The following is a 22,559-nucleotide window of genomic DNA, read 5'->3' as shown; positions in this document are numbered from 1 at the left end:
CCAGTCCTTGTGCCCAGTCACCAGCGCAACCTGTTCAATCGTGAATTCAGCCTCGCGATGCTGCACTTCCCAAGATGCCTCTGCAGCATATCGAGGGCCGCGGCCTTGGAGCGGCGAGGGGACTTGCCTACATCGCACATGTCGTCGATATGAAGGTCGATGAGTTCGCCGAAAGTTTTCAGGCGCGCTATACGGGACTTGGTCGGCGTCTCACTACGATCGACTTGGCGCTCGGTTTCGGTTGCCCAGCGTCGTGCGTCGTCTCGGCGCAGGAAGGTCTCGCTGACGTAGCGACCTTTGCGACGGACTTGGACACGCCAGGAACCGGACGAGAGCTTTGTATAGGTGGCCATTTTTCGTGTGCGCTCCGTGTGCACTGAGAGATCGAAACGTGGCGAAAAGGGTCGTATTCTGGCGTAAATTCGTGTGCGCTCGACAGGGTCTAACGATTTGATGTTAAAAGAAAAAATGCTGAAATATCAAGACCACAGACTTGCCGTTGCACCTATGATGGATTGGACGGATGTCGCGAAAATCAACTTATATTCAACAACTTAGCTGGAATCAATTCCTCTAAGTTGTACTGTCGTTGTACTCGTCCGGAGCGCTTGGGCAAAAACCGGGCGCATTTCGGGGAAGAGGCACGAATGGCGGATGGGAGGTAGTATCCTGTCGGTCATCTAGGGATTGTGATCTCCAGGCGCAACGAAGCCACGGGAGCGTTAGCTACTTTGGAAGGCGCGTACTTCAGACAGTGCGGTTTCGCACTGCTTATCGAGGTATGAAGCGAGGTCCTGGAGATGAACGCCTTTCCGAGCGACCGGTGATGTGGCTTATGCGCCGGCTTTGAGCCCTCCGAAGGCAGAGGTCACAGGTTTGAATCCTGTCAGGTGCGCCAAAAACTCCAATATTGCCAATAAGATCGTCGCGTGCGGAAGAGTGTTGGGCGCGATAGGATTGCAACCATATTGCTACCATACGATTTCGTAGTGGGGCGTGCCGGCTCGTTTGATCTGCAGCGTAGCCGCGCTTATGCGAAGGCGGTTTCGACCGGTGCTCTGGCCCTCCACCGCAGTAGGATTGAAATCGGACATCCAGAGGGAAGCGTGGGGTCGTTCCTGTGAGGGGCGGGCCGGCATCGCCACGGCCGATCAACTCGCGATGCGCCCGTGCAGAGACCGGGACTTCCAGCCTTCGTATAATGCCTCTGATTGCTAGCTGGTTCCGAACTGATTCAGAACTGGTTCTTATCGAAGGCCGAGCGGGCGCGTAACAGCATGTGCAACGAAAAAACTTGCCAAAAGGGGAACTGGTAATGACAACAGATTATCAAGCGCCATTTGCAGCATTTAAACTGGACAGACGCACCTTCTTGAAGGCGGCGGCGTTGACTGCCGGTGGGGGCGCGGTGGTTTCGTTTGGCCCTGCCCATGCGGATGACGTCACTCCGCTCAGGATTCAATACGACTGGCTGATTGGAAACGGCCAGCTTGGCGACATCGTCGCGCAGCAGAAGGGCTTCTTCAAGGATGAGGGGTTGGAGGTTACCTTCGGCCCGGGAGGGCCCAATGCCCAGACCGTCCCGCCGATTCTTGCCGGACAGGCGCAGCTCGGCCAGCTTTCGTCCACCGCCCAGTTCTTTACGGCTTTCGAGGCCGGTCGGCCGCTGATGCTTTTCGCCTGCGGCTTCCGCTACTCGCCCTATGCCTACGTCTCTCTCCCGGGCAAGCCGATCAGAACGCCGCAGGATTTCATCGGCAAGACGGTCGCGATCAATCCGAACGGCCGTTACCTGCTCGATCTGATCATGGCCAAGAACGGCCTCGACCGTTCCAAGGTCAACGTCGTGACCATGGGCGCGGACATGACGCCGCTTGTCGCCGGTCAGGTCGACGCGGTCACGGGATTCCTTACCAACACCAAGGCACTGTCGATTCTTGGGCCCGACATCGTGACGCTGCTACCGGCCAAGACGGGTGTGCCGAACTACGCGAATGCGTATTTCACCGCTGCCGATGCGTTTGAACCGCAGAAGCAGAACCTGGCAAAGTTCCTGCGCGCTGTCGCAAGAGGCTGGGGCTGGGCGTTCGAGAACCGCCGCGCCGCGGTGGACATCTTATGCGACGCGTATCCGGCGCTCGATCGGGAGATCGAGTACAAGACCGTCGACCTGATCATGTCGCTCGCCTTTGACGAAACGACAAAGGAGAAAGGCTGGGGTTGGCATGAGCGCGAAAAGCTCTCGACCCAGATCGATCTATTCAAGGAGATCGGGAAGTTCCCGGGCAAAGTCCCCGTCGTCGACGACTGCGTCACGTGGGAAATCCTCGAGATGACGGCGGACATCCGTCCCAAGCTGGGTTGATCTTTATGAGCTCCCAGCTTGCCATCAAGGTCGCCGACCTCTCCATGTCCTTTGGAGCGGTCGTTGCCTTCGAGAACATCTCGCTCGATATCGCGACAGGGCGGTTCATGGTCCTTATCGGACCGTCCGGTTGTGGCAAGTCGACCCTGCTGCGCAACATCGCCGATTTGCTGGAAAGCAGCTCGGGCGACATCGAGGTGTTCGGTTCAAGCCCGGGCGCATCCCGTCGCCATCGGCGCTTCTCCTTCGTCTTTCAGGAGGCGACCCTGCTGCCCTGGCGTACCGCGCTGCAGAATGTCGCGCTGCCGTTGCAGGTGGGCGGATGGCCGCGCCTCAATCGAGAAAGCCGCGACCCCTTGCAATTGCTGGAACTCGTCGGCTTGAAGGGACGCGAGGATGCTTATCCCTGGCAATTGTCGGGCGGACAGAAGCAACGTGTCGCCATCGCCAGAGCCCTGGTCACGCAGCCGGACATTCTGCTGATGGATGAGCCGTTCGGTGCGCTCGACGAGATCACCCGGGACACTTTGAACGACGAACTGCTGAAGATATGGCATCAGACGGGAACAACGATCGTCTTTGTCACCCACAGCCTCTCCGAGGCCGCTTTCCTCGGCCAGACAATCGTCGTGATGGGCGCCCACCCCGGGCGCATCGTGAAGGAGATCAGGCTCGACGCGAAGAAGCCAGACAATTCGATCGATCGCAAATCCTCCGCTTTTTTCGAGATCACCGCAGACCTGCGGACCGTTCTGGAACAGGCTCATGGCCACGGAGAGCGGCCATGAGGAACGGTTTCGCGTGGCTTTGGCCACTGATCGGGTTCGCGTCGCTGATCGCGTTGTGGCAGGCCGTCATCGTCGGCTTTGGGGTTCGTCCGTTCATAGCGCCGGACCCTCTCACCGTCGGGAGGGCGATCTGGCAATATCGATGGCTGCTGTGGGACAATCTCCGGCCGACGGCGGTCGAAGCCATCGGCGGCTTTTGCATCGGCAACAGCATCGGGTTCCTGCTCGCGACCTTGTTCGTTCACAGCCAGCGGATAAGGAGCGTCTATTTCCCGATCGTCGTCCTGTTCAACACCATTCCGATCATCGCCCTGTCACCGGTGCTGATCCTGATCTTCGGCCTGACGATGACCTCCAAGATCGCCATCGCAGCAATCATCTGCATGTTCCCTACACTGGTGAACACGCTGAGGGGGCTGGAGTCCGTGTCGCATTCGGAAATGGAGCTCATGAAGATCCTGTCAGCCACTCGGCGTGAAGTCTTCCTGAGGCTTCGCCTGCCGCGGTCGATGCCGTTTGTTTTCACAGCGCTCAAGATCGCCGCAACCAGCAGCGTGATCGGTGCAATTGTCAGTGAATGGGTCGGCGCCGAACGAGGCATCGGCATGCTCATCATCCAGTCGACTTTCGATTACAGGACCGAACTTCTCTACGCTTCGATCGCCGCTTCATCGGCTCTCGCCCTGTCGATGTTCGGCCTGGTCACATTGCTTGAGCGCTACATCGTCAGATGGCGCGCCAACTAGAACAACAGATGTCGCCGAAAGGTATTGGAAAATGACCGACGAGAATGTGAAGACAGCAACCGCCAACAGCGGCGACCGGCGGCGCATCAACGCGCTCAGCGAGATCGATCTGCCGCGCTATGTGCTGTTACCCGGCGACCCGGACCGGGTGGACCTGATGGCCGGGCAGTGGGACGAGGCGAGGGTGATCGACCTGCCGCGGGGGTATCGGGCCGCCTCCGGCACCTACAAGGGTGCGCGCATCGGCGCCGTCTCGACCATGGTGGGCGCGCCGTCGCTCGACTCCATCTTCGCTGACCTGGCACAACTGGGGGTCGATACGTTCATCCGCGTCGGCACCTGCGGCACGCTGAAGGAGGACATCGCGACCGGCTCGCTGATCATCAATGATGCGTCGGTGCGGCTTGACGGCACGTCGCATTTCTACGTGCGCAACGAGTTTCCGGCTGCAGCTTCCTTCGAAGTCACCTTCTCGCTCGTCGACGCGGCCGTTGCCAACGGCGAGCCTTATCGAGTCGGAACCGGTTGCACGAGCGGCTCCTTTTTCGCCGGACAGGGCCGTCCTGCATACAATGGCTACGTGTCGCTCGAAGGGGAGCGCATTCTCGAAGAGATGAAGCGAGCCGGCATTCTGAATTTCGAGATGGAGACGGCGGCGCTGCTGACATTGTCGCGGCTGTACGGCTTCCGGGCGGGCTCCGTCTGCTCCGTCGTCGCAAACCGCATCACGGGCGTCTGGGGTGAGAGCGGCGGAGTGGCGCGGGCCTGCCAGGTCGCGGCGGATGCTGTCAAGCGGTTGACGGAGTGGGACGGCAGGTCGCGAGAGGCCGAACGTGTGAACATAACGTCACGCGACATCTAGTGCGGTAATCCACTCGGCGGATCCGCCGGGAATATGCCTAAAACAACGATGGATGGGAGATGGTGATGGTTGATCCAGTCACTATGCCGACGCTTATTGCTAAAAGCATTCTGCTTGAGGAGGAAATGGTGCGCATCCTCGACCGACGCATCTTTCCGTTGAAGACGGAATATGTCGATTGCCGCGACTTCGAAGACGTGGCCGTCGCGATCGAGCAGATGGTCACCCAAAGCAGCGGACCGTTCTTTGCCGCGAGCGCCGGCTTCGTGCTTGCGGCCCGGCGGGCGGAAGTGCTCCTCAAGGTGGACGAGCGTTTGGAACTGCTCTCGTGCGCTGCCGAACGTTTGCTGAGGACGCGACCCACGAACAACAACATCAGAGATGTGATCACGTATCTCCTGTCGGGAGCACGCGCGGTCGCCGGGGAGGAAAAACTTGGCGAACGCGTCGAGGCGATGGCCCGGCAGGCCTGGGCGAGGCAGCACGAACACAGCCGCAACCTTGGCGAAAATGCCGCAAAACTGATCGAGGACGGAGACACGATCCTGACGCACTGCTGGGGTGAATCGGGGATCATCGACGCGCTGGCGTCAGCCGTTCGCGCCGGCAAGCGGATCAAGGTGATCTGCACCGAGACCCGTCCCTACTTGCAGGGATCGCGGCTGACCGCCCACAGCGTGGCGGAAATGGGCATCGAGGCAACGGTGATAACCGACAGCATGGCCGCCCATGCGATGGACCGCGGTATGGTCAACAAGTTGATGACTGCCGCCGATCGCGTCACCCTTTCGGGCCATGTGATCAACAAGGTCGGCACGCTCCAGCTCGCGATCGCCGCCAACAATTTTGACATCCCTTTCGTGGCGATGGTTCGGTTCCCGGACGCCAAGGCGTCCACGCCGAACGACGTTCGAATGGAGGAACGCGACGGGGAAGAGGTCCTGCACTGCCTGGGCATGCGCACGGCGACGCCGCTGGCCAGGGGCTGGTATCCGGCATTCGACGTGACCCCGCCCAGGCTAGTTTCGGCAATCGCGACTGCCGCGGGCGTTTTCGCCCCGACCATGATCCGCGACCGTTTTGCAGAACCGGCGGCGGCCTGAATGGCTGGCGATCGAACAATTTGCCTGAAGGGAGGGCATGTATGGCCCGGTGGTCATGCGGGCCTGGCGGAAGGCGGTATTCTGATCCGCGGACGCCGGATCATCTCTGTCCTGTCGCCGGCGGAAGCGGAAGCAGCCGCGATCGGTGCCGACGAGGTTATTGACGTGTCCGGCATGGTGCTCATGCCGCCGTTTTTCGATTGCCATGTGCATTCGAACTCGACGCTCCTCAGAGGCACCGAGAACTCGCTGCCGCTGGAACTGTGGTCCTACTACGCGATCAACTATGGCCGGGAGTTCACCGACGAAGCGGTGCGCGTCGCGGCTCAACTGACCAATGTCGAGATGATCCGCAACGGCATCGGCGGCTACATCGACCACTTTCCGCAAACGCACCGGGCGGAATCGGCCCTGTCGGCGCATATCGAGTCCGGCCTGCGCATCGGGTTCGCGCCATTCTTCGCCGATATGTGGGATGAAGATATTCTCGACATACCGTTCGACCGGAAAGTTGTCGAGAAGATCGCGCCGCTGGCGCCGAAGCGGCTCGAAGACATCTGGGCCGCCTATGTAGGGCTCGACGCCGAAATACGGCTCAAGGGTGACGGACGCGTGACGCTGCTTGCGGGCCCGAACTCGCCGCAGCGCTGCTCGCCGGCGCTCTGGACCTTGTGGCGGGACCTTCAGGACAGACTTGGGCTGGGTAGCCATACGCATCTGCTGGAAACCTTCCCCCAGGCGCAGGCCGCGCGGAAGCGTTGGCCGCAGGGTTTGATCCGGGCGTTGGCGGATGCCGGACTGCTCCACAGCAGGCTGTCGGTCGGGCACGCCATCTGGCTCGAACCTGGCGAGCGCGAACTCCTCGCTTCGGCTGGTGTGACGGTTTCATACAACCCGCTCAGCAACGGCATGCTCGGCTCCGGACGGAAGCGTGTCCGGGAGGATCTTGATGCAGGTCTGAACCTGGCACTTGGCACGGACTGCTCCAACACCGGCGGCAGGCACGACCTCTTCGAGGTCATGCGCCATATGCTGATCTCGTCACGCGATCCGGGCACGGATTTCGACCAATGGCTTGCCCCGGTCGACGTCTTCAATGCCGCCACCACAGCCGGGGCGCGGGCGCTTGGCGGCTCGCAACCCGCAGGTCTGCTTACTGCGAATTCCGCTGCCGACATTCTGGTGCTCGATCTGGAGGCCGTCGGAATGGCGGCCTCGTCGAAGAGCCTGAACTCCATCGTCGTCCACGCCGACCCACGCAACGTCCATTCACTCATGGTCGACGGCCGTTGGTTGTTGCGCAACGGGACTATCACGACTCTCAATGAGAGTTCGGTGCTCGCTGACGCAAGGCGGCTGGCCGAGGACCTGCGCTCAGCTGCGGCAGAGCGCCGCGACGAGATTGCGAGCCTGCATGCCCCGTACGCCGCATGGCAACGAGGGGCATTCCCCGACCATCAATGTCCGGCATGCGGTCGAGGATCGGGGACCGACGCTTATCGATGCGGCTCGTCCTAGCCCATCCTGATCGCGAATTCTTTCCGGCGGCATGGCGACATCCGAGAGGTCGCCAGACGCCAACAACAAGCAGGAGCCGAAAATGTCCACTGAAGCTGCGAAGCGCGAAGAACTCGCCCGGGTCTATCGCGAGATGGATAGCGTCGGACTTATCTTTCTGGCAGCGGGCAATATCAGCGTCAGGTATCATGATTCTATGATCATCTCGCCGACCGGAGCCTCGGCAGCCTCGATCACGCCGGAGGCGTTTGTGCTTTCGGGCTTTGATGGACATTGCGCGGCCGGCATGCGCCCTTCCAGCGAATGGTCGATGCATGCCGCGATCTACAAAGCCTATCCGGAGGCGGACGCGGTGGTGCACACCCATTCGGACCATTGCGTTGCAATGGCGTGCACCGGGCAGGCGCTTCCGCCGTTCCACTACATGATCGCCGCTTTTGGCGGCAACGATGTGCGGTGCACACCCTATGTCACCTACGGGTCGCCGCAACTGGGCGAGGCGGCCGTGGAGGCGCTGGAACGCAGGACCGCATGTCTGCTCGGTAACCATGGCATGATCAGCCACGGCACATCGCTACGGAAAGCGTTCAACGCCGCGCTGCGCCTGGAAATTCTTTGCCGCCAGTTCATCCAGACCCGGCAGGCGGGCAACGTGGTGATGCTGGGCCAGAGCGAACTCGACATCGCGATCGAACGGTACAAGAGCTATGGCTGACGAGGGCGCGCCGCCCGATTAATCCAGTTGGAGGAATGCAGTCTCATGGCTGAGAAGCCGATCGGCATGAAGCGCGGGCTGGCCCACTACGGCGACGCGGGGTTCTCTCTCTTTCTGCGCAAGGCGTTCATCAAGGCGATGGGCTATTCCGACAGCGCGCTCGAGCGTCCGATCATCGGGATCACCAACACGTTTTCCGGCTACAATGCCTGTCACCGCTCGGTGCCGGACATGATCGAGGCGATCAAGCGCGGCGTCATGCTGGCTGGCGGTCTGCCGATCGAGTTTCCGATCGTGTCAATGCATGAGGCGTTTTCGCATCCGACCAGCATGTTCCTGCGCAATCTGATGGCGATGGACGCGGAGGAAATGATCCGAGCGCAGCCGATGGACGCCGTCGTGCTGATCGGCGGTTGCGACAAGACCGTTCCCGCACTCCTCATGGGCGCGGCAAGCGCCGATGTGCCAGCCATCCTGACCGTCACTGGCCCGATGATCACCGGCAGCCACAAGGGCGAGCGGCTTGGCGCCTGCACAGACTGCCGGCGCTTCTGGGGCCAGCACCGCGCCGGCGTGATCGATTCGAGCGAAATCGAGGAGATCGGCGACAAGCTGGCTCCCGGCCCCGGCACATGCATGGTCATGGGCACCGCCAGCACGATGGCGCTTGTCGCCGAGGCGCTCGGGATGATGATGCCAGGCGGCGCTGCCATTCCCGCCGTCCATGCGGACCGGCTGCGCCACGCAGAGAGCACGGGCGAACGCGCTGTCGCGCTGGCGTCCGAACGGCTGCTGCCGTCTCAGATCATGACCCGACGGTCGATGACGAACGCCCTGCGCGTGCTGCAGGCGGTGGGCGGATCGACGAATGGCGTGATCCATCTGGCCGCACTCGCGGGACGGCTTGGCTTCGATCTCGACCTTAGCGAACTGGATCGGCTTGGTGCAGAAACGCCCGTTCTGGTGGATCTCAAACCATCTGGGCAACACTATATGGAGGACCTGTTCAAGGCAGGGGGGCTGACTGCGATCCTGCGTGAAATCGAGCATCTGATCGACAAGGACTGCCTCACTGTCACGGGTCGAAGCCTCGGTGAGAACCTCGCCGCTCAACCCCAAAGCTGGCCGAACGACGTCGTGCGTCCGATAAGCAATCCGATTCACAAGGGGGGCGGCATACGTGTCCTGCGCGGCAACCTTGCACCCAACGGAGCGATTATAAAACAGGCGGCCGCGAGCCCGGCCCTGCTGAAACATTCGGGCCGGGCCGTGGTTTTCACCTCGCTCGAGGACATGGCCGCCCGAATCGATTCTGCCGATCTCGACGTCAAGGCGGACGATGTTCTCGTGTTGCAGAACGCCGGCCCAAAGGGCGCTCCCGGCATGCCGGAAGCCGGCTACATTCCGATTCCGCGCAAACTGGCAGCAGCCGGCGTGAAGGACATGGTGCGGATTTCGGACGCGCGGATGAGCGGCACCGCGTTCGGCGCCATCGTCCTGCACGTCTCGCCGGAAGCGGCGGTGGGAGGCCCTCTGGCGCTGGTGCGGGACGGCGACAATATCGAACTCGATGTCGAGCGCGGGGTTTTGGCCTTGCTCGTCGACGACGAACTGCTCCGGCAGCGCCGCGCCGAGTGGCGCCCGCCCTCCCATGCGGCCGCACGGCGAGGCTACGCAAGACTGCATTTCGAGCAGGTTCTTCAAGCCGAGGACGGTTGTGATTTCAATTTCCTGCGAGCGAAGCCGAAATGCTGAACGCAGGGCAGGAGCGTTCATCGGTCACGCCACCTACGGTCAGATCGCTTGCGCTATCGTGGCGATCCCGGAATCGATCTTGTTCTCCGGGACTTGAGACACTGCCATGCGCAGATAGTTGTTCTTCGGCCCATCCAGAAAGAACCGCGCGCCGGACTCGATCAGAATTCCACGCGCCGCCATTTCCCGGCAAAGTTCTCCGGCGTCTACCGAGGATGGAAACTCGGCCCAGAAAGACGCCGCCCCCTCATGATGTCGCATGGTCACATAAGGAAGGTGGCGCTTCACCGACGCGAAAAAGATCTTCGTTCGGCTTGCCAACGTTTGCGACACTCGCCGAATATAAGAATGGTAGTAGCCACGGTCGATGAACATCGCGAGCGCCCTCTGAATGTTCCCGGGCGGATGGCGATGAACAAGCCTACGGATTGACCGAAGCTCCCTGATCACAACCGGTGCGGCGACGACGAAGCCAAGGCGAAGACCGGGGGCGACAGCTTTCGAGAGGCTGCCAATGTGAATAACCCGCCCTTCTCGATCGAGACTTTTGAGCGAGGGTGTCATCTTGCCGTAGCTGAGGAGCTCGGTTTCATACGTATCCTCCACGATTATCATGTCCCTTCTCTTGGCCAGCTCCAGCACCTTTTCCCGCCGCTCCAATGACATCACCGCTGTGGTCGGACATTGATGCCCGGGCATTATGAAGGCCACATCGCATTGCTTGAGCTCCGGAGAGAGACACACTCCTTCCTCATCGACCGGCAGACACACGCGGCCCGCTGAGGTTGCCGACACCATCTCGCTGACGTCCGGCAGTCCTGGGTTTTCAACGCCGATTGTGACACCCGGTTTGCTCAGGAGCTGCGCGACGAGATAGCGTCCTTCCTGTCCTCCCAACGTTACCAATATATCTTCCGGTTCAGCCCATATGCCGTGGTTGGGCAGGACGTGCCTTCGCAGGCTTTCGACGAGTTCGGCATCGTCGCGATCGAACATGTCCCGGCCCCACTGCGCTATTTCTGACAGGCCCGATGCGCTGCGCTCGCACTGACGCCAGTGAAATGTCGGAAACGTGCTGAGATCGAACTGGCCATACTTGAAATTATGGGTGACCAGGGTTTTCGGAGCTTCCTCCGAACCACCGTTCGGATCGGGACGGCAAAGGCCGAGCCGCGCATTCCAGTCGAACGCATCCGACCCAGCCCATGCCGGCACTGAGGCCGGCTTCAGCGTGATCGTCGGGGCGACGAATACGCCGGAGCGATCCTTCGAAACGAGGTAACCTTGCTCCATGAGGGTAGTGATGGCGGAAATTGCCGTATTGCGACCGACGCCAAGATGCTCTGAGATTGCCCGGCTTGAGGGAACGCGAACCCCCTCCGGAATCTGTTTGCTATCTATCGCGTCGATAAACGACGCGACAAGTTGCATAGCCAGCGAACCCTTTGATCTCCTTGGTTTCGCGAGGAGTTGTTCCCACACAAGCGTCGGGTCGCTTTTTCGCACGCTGTTGATGCCCAAATGCGGCCCTCGCTGATTGCGACACTGGTTCCGTATACAATAAAACTTGGTTCTTAGACGAAACGGGAGTGCCGGTCTATCTGTTCAGGATTGAAGTGGAGTCGCGCGTGATCGGATTAATCGGACGATGCGTGCCATAGCGAACATGACCCCGCGCCTTCGTGCGCCCAATTGCAACGATTTCGAACGTCGCCCTCCAGAGGCGGACGCCAGGTTTCGAATCGCGGCGGGCACCGACACTCTTTAAGGCGCGCCTAGTATTGTGCCATGGGCAGAAAAGGGGTGTTGAGTGACATTGAATGGTTACGCCTTAAAAAATAGAATGAAATGGGGCACATATCATAGAGGCCGGCAATGTCAGTCTGTCCAATCTCGGTGTGGTTTAAAAACTGTATATAAATGATTGAAAAATATATGAATTTTGCCATTGCGCCGATGATGGATTGGACGGACGTCGCGAAAAGCAACGTATATTAAACAAGTAAGAGGTATCAATTCCTTTAAGTTGTACTGTAGTTGTACTCGTCCGGAGCGCTTGTGCAATATCGCGCGTATTTTCGGGGAAGCGACACGAATGGACGGGAGGTAGCGTCCTATCAGTCATCTAGGGACTGCTGAACTCCAAGCGCAAAGGGGCCGCGGGAGCGCTTGCTACGTCGGAAGGCGAGCACTTCAGATAGTGCAATTTCGCGGCGCTTATCGAGGTATGAAGCTAGGTCTTGGAGATGAACGCCTTTGGCACTCTTCTGGCTTCTTTCTGCTCGGGTTAGCGGAAGCTCAATTTCTCCAATGCTCACTTTTCGTAAGAATTTGGTGAGCGTCAGGTGGGGAAAATAATCCTTGCACACGGTCTCAGCGGGGACAATCACGCGTCCCTCATACTGCGCCATGAGTAGGAAGAGTGTGTTCAATTTCTTCGCTCGCCGCCAGCCATCCGAGGGATGATCAACGGGGTTGCAGCGAAGTTCAATTGGAGCAATCGACGCCAAATGGATAGCGCGGTCGTTCAAAGCGTGTACAAGGAAAGTATGGCGAGCAGGTTCGCAGTGAAAAAATGTGATTTCTGCGGAGCGGCGCCTAAGTCATTCCGAAACTAGACGAACATCATGACTATGATCGCGCCGATGACGATCAATACAAGGCCGCCGATCAGCATCGGCAACAAACTGTTGTCCGGCTCGACACCAGAGTCAAACTGCTTTGTTATCGCCTTATCGTTCTTCTTTGGTTCAACCATGGCTCGTCTCCGTGCGAGAAAAATCGGCCTGCGTCCGGTAAAAGGGGCAACCCTGCGTAGGTGACTGTGACGACTGTCTGCTCCGTTCTCAAATCGATCCGGCGACAAGATGGTGCGGCTCTTGATCCTTCGCGGCGTCACATTTTGTCTCCGATCGTAAAGAGATGTCGACCTTACTCGCCGCTTTGAGCCACGCCGGAAACTTGGAGTGGTGGCGGCTTGCCGAGGAAATCCTGAGGCATCAGCGTGACGTCGGCCAGCGTGTAGCGGTCAAGGGTGCTCTGGAAGGAGGCGATCGCTTCGCCAAACATGCCGGAAAGCTTGCAGGAGCCGGTGAGCACACATTGGTTTCCCGTGGCGAAGCACTCCACAACCGCGAAATCCGGCTCGGTCAGCCGTATGACATCGCCGATTCGGATCATCTCGGGCCGGAGCCCCAGAACAAGACCGCCGGAACGGCCGCGGACCGCCTTCAGGTAACCGCCGCGTGTCAGGGTATTGGCGACTTTGTTGAGGTGTGTCTTCGACACCTTGAACGTGCGAGCAGTCTCCTCGATCGTGATCAGGCGATCGCCGGCGGAGGCCGCGTACATCAGCATCCTCAAAGCATAGTCCGAGAAGTTGGTCAGCCTCACCGGTGGTTCCCCTCCTGGGTTGGCGTGCCGTTATGGGAACCACTAACAAACCAATTCGGCATCACAGGTCTTTCTCGGCAATAGGTTCGATGCCAATCGTAGTCTCGCCACGGCTGAAGGCGACCGCGAGACGGAAACTGTGAGCGATGCGCAACGCGCGCTCCATAAAGAGCGCTGCCACCTCGGGCGGGCAAATGCGGCGTACCGTTGCGCGAAATAACTTTAACCAGCGACGGAAATGCGCCTCGCCGAGACCGGCTATGGCCAGGTGTGGCGGTAGTGGCCGGCCTACATATCGCGAAGTCCGAAGTAGCGTCGCAGACCAGAAGTCGCACATCTTCGCCAGATGCTGCGGCCACTTGTCGGGCTCAATCCGGTCGTGGAAAATGGGGCCGAGAATGTCATCACGACGAATTTCGTCATAAAAACCGTGGACCACGCCGCGGATCATTGTCTCGTCGAGCACGTCCGGCAACATGACGCCGTCGACGACGATAGTTCTCCTACTCTGACCTTTCTCACTCATCTGGACGCTCCTGTTTTTCCCCAATGCGAGCGGGCTCAAGCCTTGGGTTCGCCCCTCGATGGATGCGACATAAAAGATAGATTGTCAATCTATGTTATGGCGCAACAAAGCACACATGCAGTGGGAATCCGACGCTGAAGCGGATCTGCCTGGCCCAATCCGCTGGTGACGAGCCTCTTAGGTGGCTGTGGTTCTTGCCGCGCCACTGGATTCTAAGGCATTGCTGAACTGCTTAGGTATTTCGATACCATGCCCGACGCGGCAAGAATGCGCCGGAAGCGGCTCAGTTTCCAGAATCGCCAACGCCTCATCGGATGACTCTGCCACTCGGAGTCGCTCCCGAACTTGAGATGTCCGAAGCACCCGGCATATTTGCGAAAGGGCAGGGAGGAAGGCGGAACTGGCAGAGCGCGGCCAGAGTACAGTGTAAATGAGATCGACGGGGTCGTCGTCGGGGCCGCCGAAATCGATAGGCTGGGCCAAGCGCGTCAAAGACGCGACAGGCGAAGAGATCATACCCAGTAGAGCGTGGGGGATTGCGACGCCACGACCTATGCCCGTCGAGCCGAAACCCTCGCGGTCGAAGAGACCACGGAGAACCACCTGCTCGTCAAGCTCGGCTCTTCGCGCAATCCTGATCGCGATTTTTGATAAGGCTGACTGCTTTCCCTTTGTCGCAAGGTCAAGCGAAATGTCTTCCTCTGACAAGACGGGGGAGATCATCAGGGTCAACTCCAAGTCGATCCAAACGGCGATCGCAAATCAGCGTTCAGCCGCACTGGTTAAACAGGGCAGATGAGGTGTTGAGATGCTGGCTTTTCCGGACGCGGAGCCAAGGCATTCTCGCGTCCGGGCTAATGACCCGTTTTGAGGAGTCTCGGCGGCCGGAAATCGAGGTGGAAAATATTCATAGCAATTCAGAGGTAGTGAAAGATTTTCCTAAATCAAGCAAACAGGTGCGCACCCGATTAGCAGAAATAATGCACTGAAATGCCAGTTAATTTCGTTTGACGATCAGAACAGTCTCCTGCTTGCTGGCTGGACGCGAACAGGCCGCGCCAGCAAGTGAAAATCGGATTTTTGGACCTCTTCCAGATCTTCGGCCATCGCGGTTTTTTAGTTCAACAAGGAGATACCGTGATGAAAATACTCCCCCTCGCACTTGTCGTGACAATGGCCAGCTCGCTTTGCGCCATGGCGGCGTCTGAGGTCACCAAATCCCCGCCAGCCGCACCTTACCAACAGGTCAGCAAGCTTGTGAAGCTGCCCGACTTCCTACCCGGCATGGGCCAACTTTTTGTCGATCCTACGACATTACCGGCCGGCCCGTTCCTTGCCTATGATCACGAAGGCAAGCTTGTCAGCACCATCTATATGCTGCCGATCAAAGACCTCAATCCGGACAAGCGTTTTGACGACCTTGCCGCGCCCGGCGGCAATGTCGACCATGTCGACGTCTACTACAATGCCGGCCATCCTGGGGTCGAAGAGCCGCATGTCCACGTGGTGCTGTGGCATGTCTCAGCCGCAGACGAGGCACGGGTCGCCAAATGACACTGACGCGTCGTGAGGTGTTGGGCGCGGGCGGCGGTCTTGCCGCCGCCCTTTCCCTGTCTTCTCTCTCGGGGTGGGCTGCCGAGATGGTCGAAATCAAGATGCAAGGCCGCGAGGACGGTTCACACGTTTGGTTCGACCCGATCGGCATTGTGATCAAACCAGGACAGACGGTCCGCTGGACCAATCTCAATCCTGGCAATTCGCACACGACCACGGCGTACAATCCGGCAAACTTCGAGCGACCGCTTCGCATGCCCAAGGCGGCAAAGCCATGGGATTCCGACTATCTCCTGCCCAACGAGAGCTTTTCGGTGACCTTCACCGAGCAGGGGGTCTACGACTATTATTGTATCCCGCATGAGCATGCCGGAATGGTTGGCCGTATTATCGTCGGCGGACCAGAGGCACATGGCTGGGCTGAACTGATCGGGGCAAATGGCGACCTACCGGAGGAGGCCCTCAAGGCATTCCCGACTGTCGAAGACATCATGGCGAAAAGGGTCGTCCGGCGCGCTTAGATCATGCGCATGAAAGGCGCAGCCCTCAGCACAAATGGGATCGAATACGACGATGCTATTGGGAGCGCGAGTTTCTTGGGTGTCGTCAGTGACCTATAGGGGCGACTTTCATGACAGGCTGCGTGTTTCCGTGTGAAACTCAACCACCCTCTCAGGCCGAAAGCGACGCGAGCAGCCCGGTGCCGGACACGCGTCTCGATGTCCGAACTGCTGCCGAGCAACGCGAGCGTGCAACGCACCGGCTTGCTGCGCTAGGCGAGCTGACAGGCGGTATTGTCCATGACTTCAGGAATCTGTTGGCAGTAATCGAATCCGGGCTCGGGCTCGCCGAGCGGAGAGCCGAGGCGCCCGAAAGCGTGCGTGCCTACATTGCCGCAGCACGGGAAGGGATCGATCGAGGGATCGAGCTAACCTCACAGCTACTCGCCTTCACAAAGCACCAGGAACTCGATGCCCACGCTGGCAATTTGAATGAGTTCCTGAGGTCTTTCGAGCCTTTCCTGAGGTATGGCGCGGGATCTGATGTCCGCGTCAAGCTGGAGCTTGGCTCCGATGTCCCAGACTGCTTGATCGATCCCGCACTTTTCGACAGCGCAGTGCTTAATCTCGTCATGAACGCACGAGATGCGTTGCCAAATGGTGGGGAGATCCACGTCACCACTGAGCGATTTGTGCAGACGACCGCGACACCTGACCCGCCCGGGCCGGGTACCTACGCATGCGTTCGGGTCAAAGACCACGGTTGCGGCATGCCTCCGGAAGTCTTGCGAAAGGTGTTTGATCCTTTCTTCACGACGAAGGGTGAGAAGGGCACCGGGATAGGGATGTCGCAAGTGCAGGCATTGGCGCAGATGGTTAATGGTCGGATCCGAATAAGGAGCGAACGCGGGATTGGAACAACGGTCGACCTTCTGTTTCCGTCAATCCAAACGGATACTTAAAACTCCAACGAGAGGTCCTACAATTTGGTCTCGTCGCGTGCGACGGAATGCAATCCTGCCAGGGCAGGACCTACTACGCTCTCGTCGGCACTTGCGGATTGCACCGCATAAACCGGATAGGAGAACTGCGGCATTTCAGGCACAAGGTGCAGCCGGCCGGCCTCTAAGTGAGGTTGCACAGAACTCATCCTGAAATATCCGGAGCCGCCAGTCGCAAGAACATAGCTCAGTGCGAGCGGACCGAGATCGAAAGAAAGATCCGGCGCGGCACTCGGGAAATTCATCCCGTGGTGAAGTCCAAAATCCGGCCCCCAATCCATAAAAACATAATCGGATTCGTCCAGCAGGCGCGCTTCGGAATTGGTAGTCACAAGGACGAGTTTTTCCTCCAGAAGCAGATCGATCTTCAAACCCGGTCTGTGCGGGGGCGCGTACATGATAGCTAAGTCGACCATTCCCGACGCGACCTGATTGATCAAATCCTGCGGCACATCGACGTGTACTCGAAGTGCAATATCCTGAAGCGAGCCGCGCATCCATCGGACCCAATCGAGCAGCAGAGGTTGCGCAAGGCTGACTTCGCTGCCGACCGTCAGAACAGCTCGGCGTCCCGGGGGCACGGCTACCTGGTGAAGGGTGCGTTGCCATAGTTGGACGAACATCGGGGCGTGGCGCAGAAATTGCTCACCGGCCGGGGTGAGCGAAGCTCCGCCTTTGTGGCGAACAAAAAGCGCCCGTCCCAATTGCTGCTCGAGGTTGCGGATTCGTGCGCTTACGGTCGTCTGGGCGACATTCAGGCGCTCCGAGGCTCGAATGAAACTCCCTGTCGAAACGATCTCGATAAAAGTGCGGGCGAGCTCAATATCCATAAGACATATAGCATAAAAGTTGCGTTTAAATGTCAATCAATTTCGTTTGCTAGATACTTAGCTCCAGCACTAGGCTCGAAGAATTCCACCAAGCCTAGCGCTGGATGCTGCGCAGCGCCGGTTGGAGCGGGCGCAAGCTCTCTCCATCCCCAGACATCGTTTTGCCTGCAGCGTCACAGGAGAAATCATGTCGACAAGAGAAAAGAGCCAAGGCGATGTTGGGCGTCGCGACTTTCTGAAGCTGTTCGGCGCGGCTGGCGCGGCCGCGAGTACACTACCGCTTGGAGGATCCGCATCGGCGGACGAAATGGTGGCCGCGACGGCCGGCAAACCGCTCCATCACGTAACCGACGCCACGAAACCCTATGCTGGGGACTCGGGCTACGAATTCTTCAATGTCAACGAATCCGCCTTCGTCGAGGCGGCGGTCGATACCCTCATTCCCAGCGATTCAACCGGCCCCGGCGCCAAGGAACTTGGCGTTGCGATCTACATCGATCGGCAAATGGCCGGCGGATACGGCAAGGGCGACCGTCTGTATCTGGAAGGACCGTTTGGTGAGGGTACGCCAGAGCAGGGCTATCAACTGCCGATGACGCCATCGGAATTGATCCGGGCCGGCATCGCCGACGTCAGCACCTATGTGCAGAAAAACCACAAGAGCACCTTCAACGGCCTGTCAGCAAAAGATCGTGCTGCGGTGATAGCTGATCTCGACGGCCAGAAGATTGAGCTTCCAACGGTCCCGACCGCACACTTCTTCGGACTTCTGCTGCAGCTCACGATCGAGGGCTACTTCGCCGACCCGATGTATGGCGGGAACAAAGACAGCGCCGCCTGGAAGATGATCGGGTTCCCCGGCGCCGACGCCATGTACATGGACAAGATCGAGCCGTTTCGGAACAAGCCCTATACGGCTGAACCGAAGGGCATCCAGGATCTCATTTAGTCGACGGAAGAAGAGGAGACTGTAACATGGCCACCAAACTCAACGCTGTCGATATCCTGATTGTCGGCCTTGGCTGGACGGGCGGCATCATCGCCAAGGAGCTTGCATCGACCAAGCTGAAAATCGTCGCCCTTGAGCGGGGAGGCCCGCGCGATTCCAATCCGGACTTCATCGATCCACAAATCCACGACGAACTGCGGTATGCCGCCCGCCACGATCTCATGCAGAATGTGCGGCGCGAAACCATCACATTCCGCAACAGTGAATCGCAAACGGCGCTGCCGATGCGTCAACTCGGCTCGTTCCTGCCCGGCCAGGGTGTCGGCGGCGCCGGCGTGCACTGGAACGGCGTGACCTGGCGCTGGCTCGAATGGGATCATCAGGCGCGCACCCGGACGGTCGACAAATACGGCGAAAAGATCATCCCTGCGGATATGCACCTGCAGGACTGGCCGATCACTTATGACGACCTCGAGCCCTATTACGACAAGTTCGAAAAAACCTGCGGCACCTCCGGCAAGGCGGGCAATATAAACGGCCGGAAGATCGATGGCGGCAACATCTTCGAGGGATCACGAAAGGACGAGTACCCCAATCCACCGATGATTGCCGCGCAGAGCATGGTGATGTTCGAGAAGGCGGCCCGCAATCTCGGCTACCACCCTTTCCCCAATCCTTCGTCAAACGCGTCACGGGATTACGTCAATCCCGATGGCGTGGCCTTCGGCCAATGTCACTATTGTGGCTTCTGCGAGCGTTTTGGCTGCGAGGCGAATGCCAAGGCGAGCCCGCATTTCACCGTCATTCCTCTGGCGGTGAAGAACCCGAATTTCGAGTTGCGCACCAACTCGATCGTGCTGAAGGTCAATCTCGACTCGACCCGCAAGAAGGCGGTCAGCGTCACCTATCTCGACGCACGCGGGCGCGAATTCGAACAGCCTGCCGACCTCATCATCCTGTCGGCTTATGCCCTCGGCAACGTCAACCTGCTGCTGCATTCGGGGATTGGCGCGCCCTATGACCCGGCAACAGGGAAGGGCGTGGTCGGCCGCAACTATGCCTATCAGTGCGGTGGCGGAGCTACCGCCTTCTTCGACAAGAAAACCATACTGAATCGCTTCATGGGGGCAGGCGCGCTCGGCACGACCATGGACGATTTCAACGGCGATAACTACGATTTCGCGAAAGCCGGCTACATCGGCGGCGGCGGTATCAGCTGCAGCAACTCGGGTGCCCGGCCGATCCAGTCGCATCCAACACCGCACGGGACGCCGCGTTGGGGCTCCGACTGGAAGAAGGCAGTGGTCGACAATTATGACCACGCGGCCAGCGTGGGCAATCAAGGCGCGGTGATGGCCTACCGCCAGAACTACCTGAGCCTTGATCCGACCTACACCGACGTCTTTGGACGTCCGCTGATGAGGATGACGTTCGACTTCCAGGACAACGAGGTAAAGCAGATGAACGGTCAGGCTGACATCTGCGTAAAGATCGCCAAGGAGATGGGTGCGACCAAGGTCGATCGGAGCATTCCCCCCGTGCCCTATTCGATCGTGCCTTATCAAAGCACGCACAACACAGGCGGGGCAGTCTTCGGAGCTGATCCAAGCACCAGCGTTCTGAACAAATACCTTCAGGTCTGGGATGTCCCGAACGTATTCGTCACCGGCGCTTGCGTGTTTCCCCAGAACGCCGGGAAGAACCCGACCGGACCGGTAGGTGCTCTTGCCTACTGGGCAGTGGACGCGATCAAGAACCAGTATCTGAAGAACCCCGGCCCACTGGTTTCCTCCTGAGGCAACGTCTGCCGGATCCGCAGTTCGGATCCGGCAGACTGGTATGGTTCGAACTCATGTTACCGAGGCCCAGTTCGGCCGGAACCAGCCCGCAGCTCATTGAAGGTAGCAAACATGAAATCGACCATGCTTGGATTGGCGACCGCGGTTCTCATTGCAGTCGGTTCGGCCCATGCGCAGGACACATTGTCCGGCAATGCCGAAGCCGGTGCCGGCGTCTTCAAACGGTGCATGGCCTGCCACAAGGTCGGCCCTGACGCAAAGAACGGAGTGGGTCCGGTCCTAAATGGTGTTGTGGGCCGAGCGGCCGGTGCATATCCCGATTACAGTTATTCCGCGGCGAACAAGAATTCGGGTCTGACCTGGGATGGACCGACGCTGACGACCTATCTGCGCGCGCCGCGCAAACTGGTTCCCGGCACAAAGATGGCGTTCGCCGGTCTCAGCAAGGACCAGGAGATCGCCGACGTCATCGCCTACCTGAAACAGTTCAACGCTCAGGGTCAGAAGGTCGGCCCCTGAGCTAGGCGGGGCGACCTGTCCCGGCTGCAAAGCACAAGCTGTATGAAGTTCCTTCTGCACCAAGGCCTGGGGTATTCCACGATCCATCAGATCGGCGACTACCTGCGCAGCCATGGTGCGGGCCATCACTGGATCGAGCGATATCGCGGCGACATCTTCGTGTTCGTGTCGGATGCAGCCGACGAGGCAATCCTTAGAAGCGAATTTTCCGACCTTCTCGACGCTGTCAACGACACAGAGACCGACAGGACACGACTTCGATGAGCGCAAAAATGGTTCACGAGACAGTAAAATTGAAAAGAGCATATGAGAGCCCTGCCGCCGACGATGGCACACGCGTGTTGGTGGACCGGCTCTGGCCGCGAGGGGTCAAGAAGACCGAGGCCGCCATAGACGATTGGATGAAGGAACTCGCGCCAAGCACCGAGCTTCGGAAATGGTTCGGACATGATCCAGCCCGCTGGGAGGAATTCCGCCGGCGATATGCGGCGGAAATCCATGAGCATCGCGATGAACTCGACCGACTGCGCGACATGATACGGCAGGGCGACGTCACACTCGTCTACTCGGCTCATGACGAGGCCCACAACGATGCCGTCGTCCTTAGAGAGATTTTGCTGAGACATCGATAGAGACGTCACGTCGCTCCTGCACTTGCATTGCTTTCGCCGACTGCGATCACAACCGCGACAACAAACTCGTCTCTCCGGAACCAAACCAAGGAAGATACATCCAATCATCGTTGGGCGCGTTCAGTTGAGGAAAAAAACAATGAAATTCTTTGTCGATACCGCAGACATATCTGAAATTCGCGAGCTTGCTGCTGCTGGCTTTCTCGACGGAGTGACCACGAACCCGTCCCTTATCGCAAAGACCGGCCGACCGATCAGAGATGTGATCAAGGAGATTTGCCAGACAATCGACGGCCCGGTTTCAGCGGAAGTCACCGCGATCCACTTCGACGGCATGATCGCCGAGGGAGTGCGTTTGGCCAGCATTGCCGCCAATGTGGCCGTCAAGGTGCCATCCACCTGGGATGGATTCAGGGCTTGCCGGGCACTCAGTCAGCTCGGACACAAGGTCAATGTCACCCTGTGCTTTTCAGCCACCCAGGCACTGCTCGCCGCCAAGGCAGGCGCGACCTTCATTTCGCCGTTCGTCGGCAGGCTCGACGATCTCGGTCTGGACGGCATGGAAGTGATCCGAGAAATCCGCACGATCTATGACAACGACAAAACGTTCACGACGGAAATCCTGGCATCCTCAATTCGCACGCCTCTCCATGTGAAACAGGCGGCGATCGCGGGCGCCAATATTGCGACCGTGCCACCCCAAGTACTCAGAAACCTCGCCAAGCACCCACTCACCGACAAGGGTCTCGAGTCCTTTCTCGCCGATTGGGGTAAGACGGGGCAAGCTATCCTGTAATCGGCTGCAGGGAATTACTCGGGAAGCCAGCATAAAACTTGCACACAATCACCGATTAAATTCGTTTGCATGACACCGAAGATGGCGGGAGACTGTAGTATCAGCGGCTCAAACCGCATCAAGTAACGTGTCTGGACGCTCAGGCACTTAGCGATGCCAAGACACTGACGGCACGCCAGCCAGGCACGCGGCGTTCCGAGGTTGGTGG

The 22,559-nt window shown here is 59.1% G+C and carries 25 protein-coding genes; 17 read left to right on the top strand and 8 right to left on the bottom strand.

Annotated features, from left to right (window positions below; genetic code table 11):
• Positions 1-17: 17 nt before the first annotated feature.
• Positions 18-353 (bottom strand): hypothetical protein, encoded by a 336-nt coding sequence (locus NKI22_RS16120; RefSeq protein WP_352640863.1) that lies wholly within the window; start codon positions 351-353, stop codon positions 18-20.
• A 941-nt stretch (positions 354-1,294) separates the two neighbouring features.
• Between NKI22_RS16120 and NKI22_RS16115 the strand changes: the two genes are divergently transcribed.
• From NKI22_RS16115 to NKI22_RS16080, 8 genes are all read left to right on the top strand, one after another.
• A complete protein-coding gene (locus NKI22_RS16115; RefSeq protein ID WP_352816176.1) occupies positions 1,295-2,365 on the top strand; it encodes an ABC transporter substrate-binding protein in 1,071 nt (356 codons plus the stop codon).
• Between the two features lie 5 nt (positions 2,366-2,370).
• Positions 2,371-3,153: an ABC transporter ATP-binding protein gene (locus tag NKI22_RS16110; protein WP_352816174.1), complete on the top strand. Its 783-nt coding sequence runs from the start codon at positions 2,371-2,373 to the stop codon at positions 3,151-3,153.
• Positions 3,150-3,899, top strand: coding sequence for an ABC transporter permease (locus tag NKI22_RS16105; RefSeq protein ID WP_352816173.1), 750 nt, complete (start codon positions 3,150-3,152; stop codon positions 3,897-3,899). The genes NKI22_RS16110 and NKI22_RS16105 overlap by 4 nt, the downstream gene beginning before the upstream one ends.
• A gap of 31 nt (positions 3,900-3,930) precedes the next feature.
• Positions 3,931-4,761, top strand: coding sequence for a nucleoside phosphorylase (locus NKI22_RS16100; RefSeq protein WP_352816171.1), 831 nt, complete (start codon positions 3,931-3,933; stop codon positions 4,759-4,761).
• 59 nt (positions 4,762-4,820) lie between these two features.
• A complete protein-coding gene (locus NKI22_RS16095) occupies positions 4,821-5,864 on the top strand; it encodes a s-methyl-5-thioribose-1-phosphate isomerase (protein WP_352816169.1) in 1,044 nt (347 codons plus the stop codon).
• Positions 5,865-7,382: an amidohydrolase family protein gene (locus NKI22_RS16090; RefSeq protein WP_352958594.1), complete on the top strand. Its 1,518-nt coding sequence runs from the start codon at positions 5,865-5,867 to the stop codon at positions 7,380-7,382.
• An 82-nt stretch (positions 7,383-7,464) separates the two neighbouring features.
• Complete coding sequence (locus tag NKI22_RS16085; RefSeq protein WP_352850874.1) at positions 7,465-8,097, top strand: class II aldolase/adducin family protein; 633 nt, start codon at positions 7,465-7,467, stop codon at positions 8,095-8,097.
• A gap of 45 nt (positions 8,098-8,142) precedes the next feature.
• Positions 8,143-9,852 (top strand): IlvD/Edd family dehydratase, encoded by a 1,710-nt coding sequence (locus tag NKI22_RS16080; RefSeq protein ID WP_352816165.1) that lies wholly within the window; start codon positions 8,143-8,145, stop codon positions 9,850-9,852.
• Positions 9,853-9,891: 39 nt separating this feature from the next.
• On the opposite strand, the gene NKI22_RS16075 is transcribed toward NKI22_RS16080, so the two are convergent.
• The 6 genes from NKI22_RS16075 to NKI22_RS16050 form a co-directional block, all read right to left on the bottom strand.
• Complete coding sequence (locus NKI22_RS16075; protein ID WP_352816164.1) at positions 9,892-11,373, bottom strand: aminotransferase-like domain-containing protein; 1,482 nt, start codon at positions 11,371-11,373, stop codon at positions 9,892-9,894.
• Positions 11,374-11,969: 596 nt separating this feature from the next.
• Positions 11,970-12,284, bottom strand: coding sequence for a pyocin activator PrtN family protein (locus NKI22_RS16070; RefSeq protein WP_352816162.1), 315 nt, complete (start codon positions 12,282-12,284; stop codon positions 11,970-11,972).
• Between the two features lie 182 nt (positions 12,285-12,466).
• Positions 12,467-12,610 carry a hypothetical protein gene (locus NKI22_RS16065; protein ID WP_352816160.1) on the bottom strand — a complete coding sequence of 48 codons (144 nt, stop codon included), beginning with the start codon at positions 12,608-12,610 and terminating at the stop codon, positions 12,467-12,469.
• A 173-nt stretch (positions 12,611-12,783) separates the two neighbouring features.
• Positions 12,784-13,245, bottom strand: coding sequence for an RrF2 family transcriptional regulator (locus NKI22_RS16060; RefSeq protein ID WP_352816158.1), 462 nt, complete (start codon positions 13,243-13,245; stop codon positions 12,784-12,786).
• Positions 13,246-13,306: 61 nt separating this feature from the next.
• The gene (locus NKI22_RS16055; protein ID WP_352816156.1) at positions 13,307-13,771 is read right to left on the bottom strand and encodes a group III truncated hemoglobin; all 465 of its coding nucleotides are present in this window, start codon (positions 13,769-13,771) and stop codon (positions 13,307-13,309) included.
• 177 nt (positions 13,772-13,948) lie between these two features.
• The gene (locus NKI22_RS16050) at positions 13,949-14,494 is read right to left on the bottom strand and encodes a PTS sugar transporter subunit IIA (protein WP_352816154.1); all 546 of its coding nucleotides are present in this window, start codon (positions 14,492-14,494) and stop codon (positions 13,949-13,951) included.
• Between the two features lie 417 nt (positions 14,495-14,911).
• Here NKI22_RS16050 and NKI22_RS16045 point away from each other — a divergent pair, with 417 nt between their 5' ends.
• From NKI22_RS16045 to NKI22_RS16035, 3 genes are all read left to right on the top strand, one after another.
• Positions 14,912-15,325: a DUF5602 domain-containing protein gene (locus NKI22_RS16045; protein ID WP_352816152.1), complete on the top strand. Its 414-nt coding sequence runs from the start codon at positions 14,912-14,914 to the stop codon at positions 15,323-15,325.
• On the top strand, positions 15,322-15,846 hold the full coding sequence (locus NKI22_RS16040; RefSeq protein WP_352816150.1) for a plastocyanin/azurin family copper-binding protein: 525 nt from the start codon (positions 15,322-15,324) through the stop codon (positions 15,844-15,846). Before NKI22_RS16045 ends, NKI22_RS16040 begins: the two co-directional genes overlap by 4 nt.
• A gap of 110 nt (positions 15,847-15,956) precedes the next feature.
• Entirely contained in the window at positions 15,957-16,787 is an 831-nt protein-coding gene (locus tag NKI22_RS16035) for an ATP-binding protein (protein ID WP_352816148.1), read from the top strand.
• A gap of 17 nt (positions 16,788-16,804) precedes the next feature.
• Here the strand turns inward: NKI22_RS16035 and NKI22_RS16030 are convergent, their stop codons facing one another.
• Entirely contained in the window at positions 16,805-17,656 is an 852-nt protein-coding gene (locus tag NKI22_RS16030) for a LysR family transcriptional regulator (protein ID WP_352816146.1), read from the bottom strand.
• 187 nt (positions 17,657-17,843) lie between these two features.
• Here NKI22_RS16030 and NKI22_RS16025 point away from each other — a divergent pair, with 187 nt between their 5' ends.
• From NKI22_RS16025 to fsa, 6 genes are all read left to right on the top strand, one after another.
• Positions 17,844-18,605, top strand: coding sequence for a gluconate 2-dehydrogenase subunit 3 family protein (locus NKI22_RS16025; protein WP_352938106.1), 762 nt, complete (start codon positions 17,844-17,846; stop codon positions 18,603-18,605).
• A gap of 26 nt (positions 18,606-18,631) precedes the next feature.
• Entirely contained in the window at positions 18,632-20,401 is a 1,770-nt protein-coding gene (locus NKI22_RS16020) for a GMC family oxidoreductase (protein WP_352816142.1), read from the top strand.
• Positions 20,402-20,515: 114 nt separating this feature from the next.
• On the top strand, positions 20,516-20,923 hold the full coding sequence (locus tag NKI22_RS16015) for a c-type cytochrome (protein WP_352816140.1): 408 nt from the start codon (positions 20,516-20,518) through the stop codon (positions 20,921-20,923).
• 42 nt (positions 20,924-20,965) lie between these two features.
• A complete protein-coding gene (locus NKI22_RS16010; RefSeq protein ID WP_352816139.1) occupies positions 20,966-21,187 on the top strand; it encodes a hypothetical protein in 222 nt (73 codons plus the stop codon).
• Positions 21,184-21,555: a DUF488 domain-containing protein gene (locus NKI22_RS16005; protein WP_352816138.1), complete on the top strand. Its 372-nt coding sequence runs from the start codon at positions 21,184-21,186 to the stop codon at positions 21,553-21,555. The genes NKI22_RS16010 and NKI22_RS16005 overlap by 4 nt, the downstream gene beginning before the upstream one ends.
• Positions 21,556-21,694: 139 nt before the next feature.
• Complete coding sequence (gene fsa, locus NKI22_RS16000) at positions 21,695-22,351, top strand: fructose-6-phosphate aldolase (protein WP_352816136.1); 657 nt, start codon at positions 21,695-21,697, stop codon at positions 22,349-22,351.
• Positions 22,352-22,559: the final 208 nt, after the last annotated feature.

This window comes from Mesorhizobium sp. M0778 (assembly GCF_040320105.1).
GTDB lineage: Bacteria > Pseudomonadota > Alphaproteobacteria > Rhizobiales > Rhizobiaceae > Mesorhizobium.
Note: the sequence above shows the minus strand (reverse complement) of the source record. Positions and strands in the feature narration are given on the sequence as shown.

Excerpts from the sequence above, each read along its gene's own strand:
- NKI22_RS16120 (WP_352640863.1), bottom strand. The coding sequence starts at position 353 with ATGGCCACCTATACAAAGCTCTCGTCCGGTTCCTGGCGTGTCCAAGTC.
- NKI22_RS16110 (WP_352816174.1), top strand. The coding sequence starts at position 2,371 with ATGAGCTCCCAGCTTGCCATCAAGGTCGCCGACCTCTCCATGTCCTTT.
- NKI22_RS16105 (WP_352816173.1), top strand. The coding sequence starts at position 3,150 with ATGAGGAACGGTTTCGCGTGGCTTTGGCCACTGATCGGGTTCGCGTCG.
- NKI22_RS16100 (WP_352816171.1), top strand. The coding sequence starts at position 3,931 with ATGACCGACGAGAATGTGAAGACAGCAACCGCCAACAGCGGCGACCGG.
- NKI22_RS16095 (WP_352816169.1), top strand. The coding sequence starts at position 4,821 with ATGGTGATGGTTGATCCAGTCACTATGCCGACGCTTATTGCTAAAAGC.
- NKI22_RS16090 (WP_352958594.1), top strand. The coding sequence starts at position 5,865 with ATGGCTGGCGATCGAACAATTTGCCTGAAGGGAGGGCATGTATGGCCC.
- NKI22_RS16085 (WP_352850874.1), top strand. The coding sequence starts at position 7,465 with ATGTCCACTGAAGCTGCGAAGCGCGAAGAACTCGCCCGGGTCTATCGC.
- NKI22_RS16080 (WP_352816165.1), top strand. The coding sequence starts at position 8,143 with ATGGCTGAGAAGCCGATCGGCATGAAGCGCGGGCTGGCCCACTACGGC.
- NKI22_RS16065 (WP_352816160.1), bottom strand. The coding sequence starts at position 12,610 with ATGGTTGAACCAAAGAAGAACGATAAGGCGATAACAAAGCAGTTTGAC.
- NKI22_RS16055 (WP_352816156.1), bottom strand. The coding sequence starts at position 13,771 with ATGAGTGAGAAAGGTCAGAGTAGGAGAACTATCGTCGTCGACGGCGTC.
- NKI22_RS16050 (WP_352816154.1), bottom strand. The coding sequence starts at position 14,494 with ATGATCTCCCCCGTCTTGTCAGAGGAAGACATTTCGCTTGACCTTGCG.
- NKI22_RS16045 (WP_352816152.1), top strand. The coding sequence starts at position 14,912 with ATGAAAATACTCCCCCTCGCACTTGTCGTGACAATGGCCAGCTCGCTT.
- NKI22_RS16040 (WP_352816150.1), top strand. The coding sequence starts at position 15,322 with ATGACACTGACGCGTCGTGAGGTGTTGGGCGCGGGCGGCGGTCTTGCC.
- NKI22_RS16035 (WP_352816148.1), top strand. The coding sequence starts at position 15,957 with ATGACAGGCTGCGTGTTTCCGTGTGAAACTCAACCACCCTCTCAGGCC.
- NKI22_RS16030 (WP_352816146.1), bottom strand. The coding sequence starts at position 17,656 with ATGGATATTGAGCTCGCCCGCACTTTTATCGAGATCGTTTCGACAGGG.
- NKI22_RS16025 (WP_352938106.1), top strand. The coding sequence starts at position 17,844 with ATGTCGACAAGAGAAAAGAGCCAAGGCGATGTTGGGCGTCGCGACTTT.
- NKI22_RS16020 (WP_352816142.1), top strand. The coding sequence starts at position 18,632 with ATGGCCACCAAACTCAACGCTGTCGATATCCTGATTGTCGGCCTTGGC.
- NKI22_RS16015 (WP_352816140.1), top strand. The coding sequence starts at position 20,516 with ATGAAATCGACCATGCTTGGATTGGCGACCGCGGTTCTCATTGCAGTC.
- NKI22_RS16010 (WP_352816139.1), top strand. The coding sequence starts at position 20,966 with ATGAAGTTCCTTCTGCACCAAGGCCTGGGGTATTCCACGATCCATCAG.
- NKI22_RS16005 (WP_352816138.1), top strand. The coding sequence starts at position 21,184 with ATGAGCGCAAAAATGGTTCACGAGACAGTAAAATTGAAAAGAGCATAT.
- fsa (WP_352816136.1), top strand. The coding sequence starts at position 21,695 with ATGAAATTCTTTGTCGATACCGCAGACATATCTGAAATTCGCGAGCTT.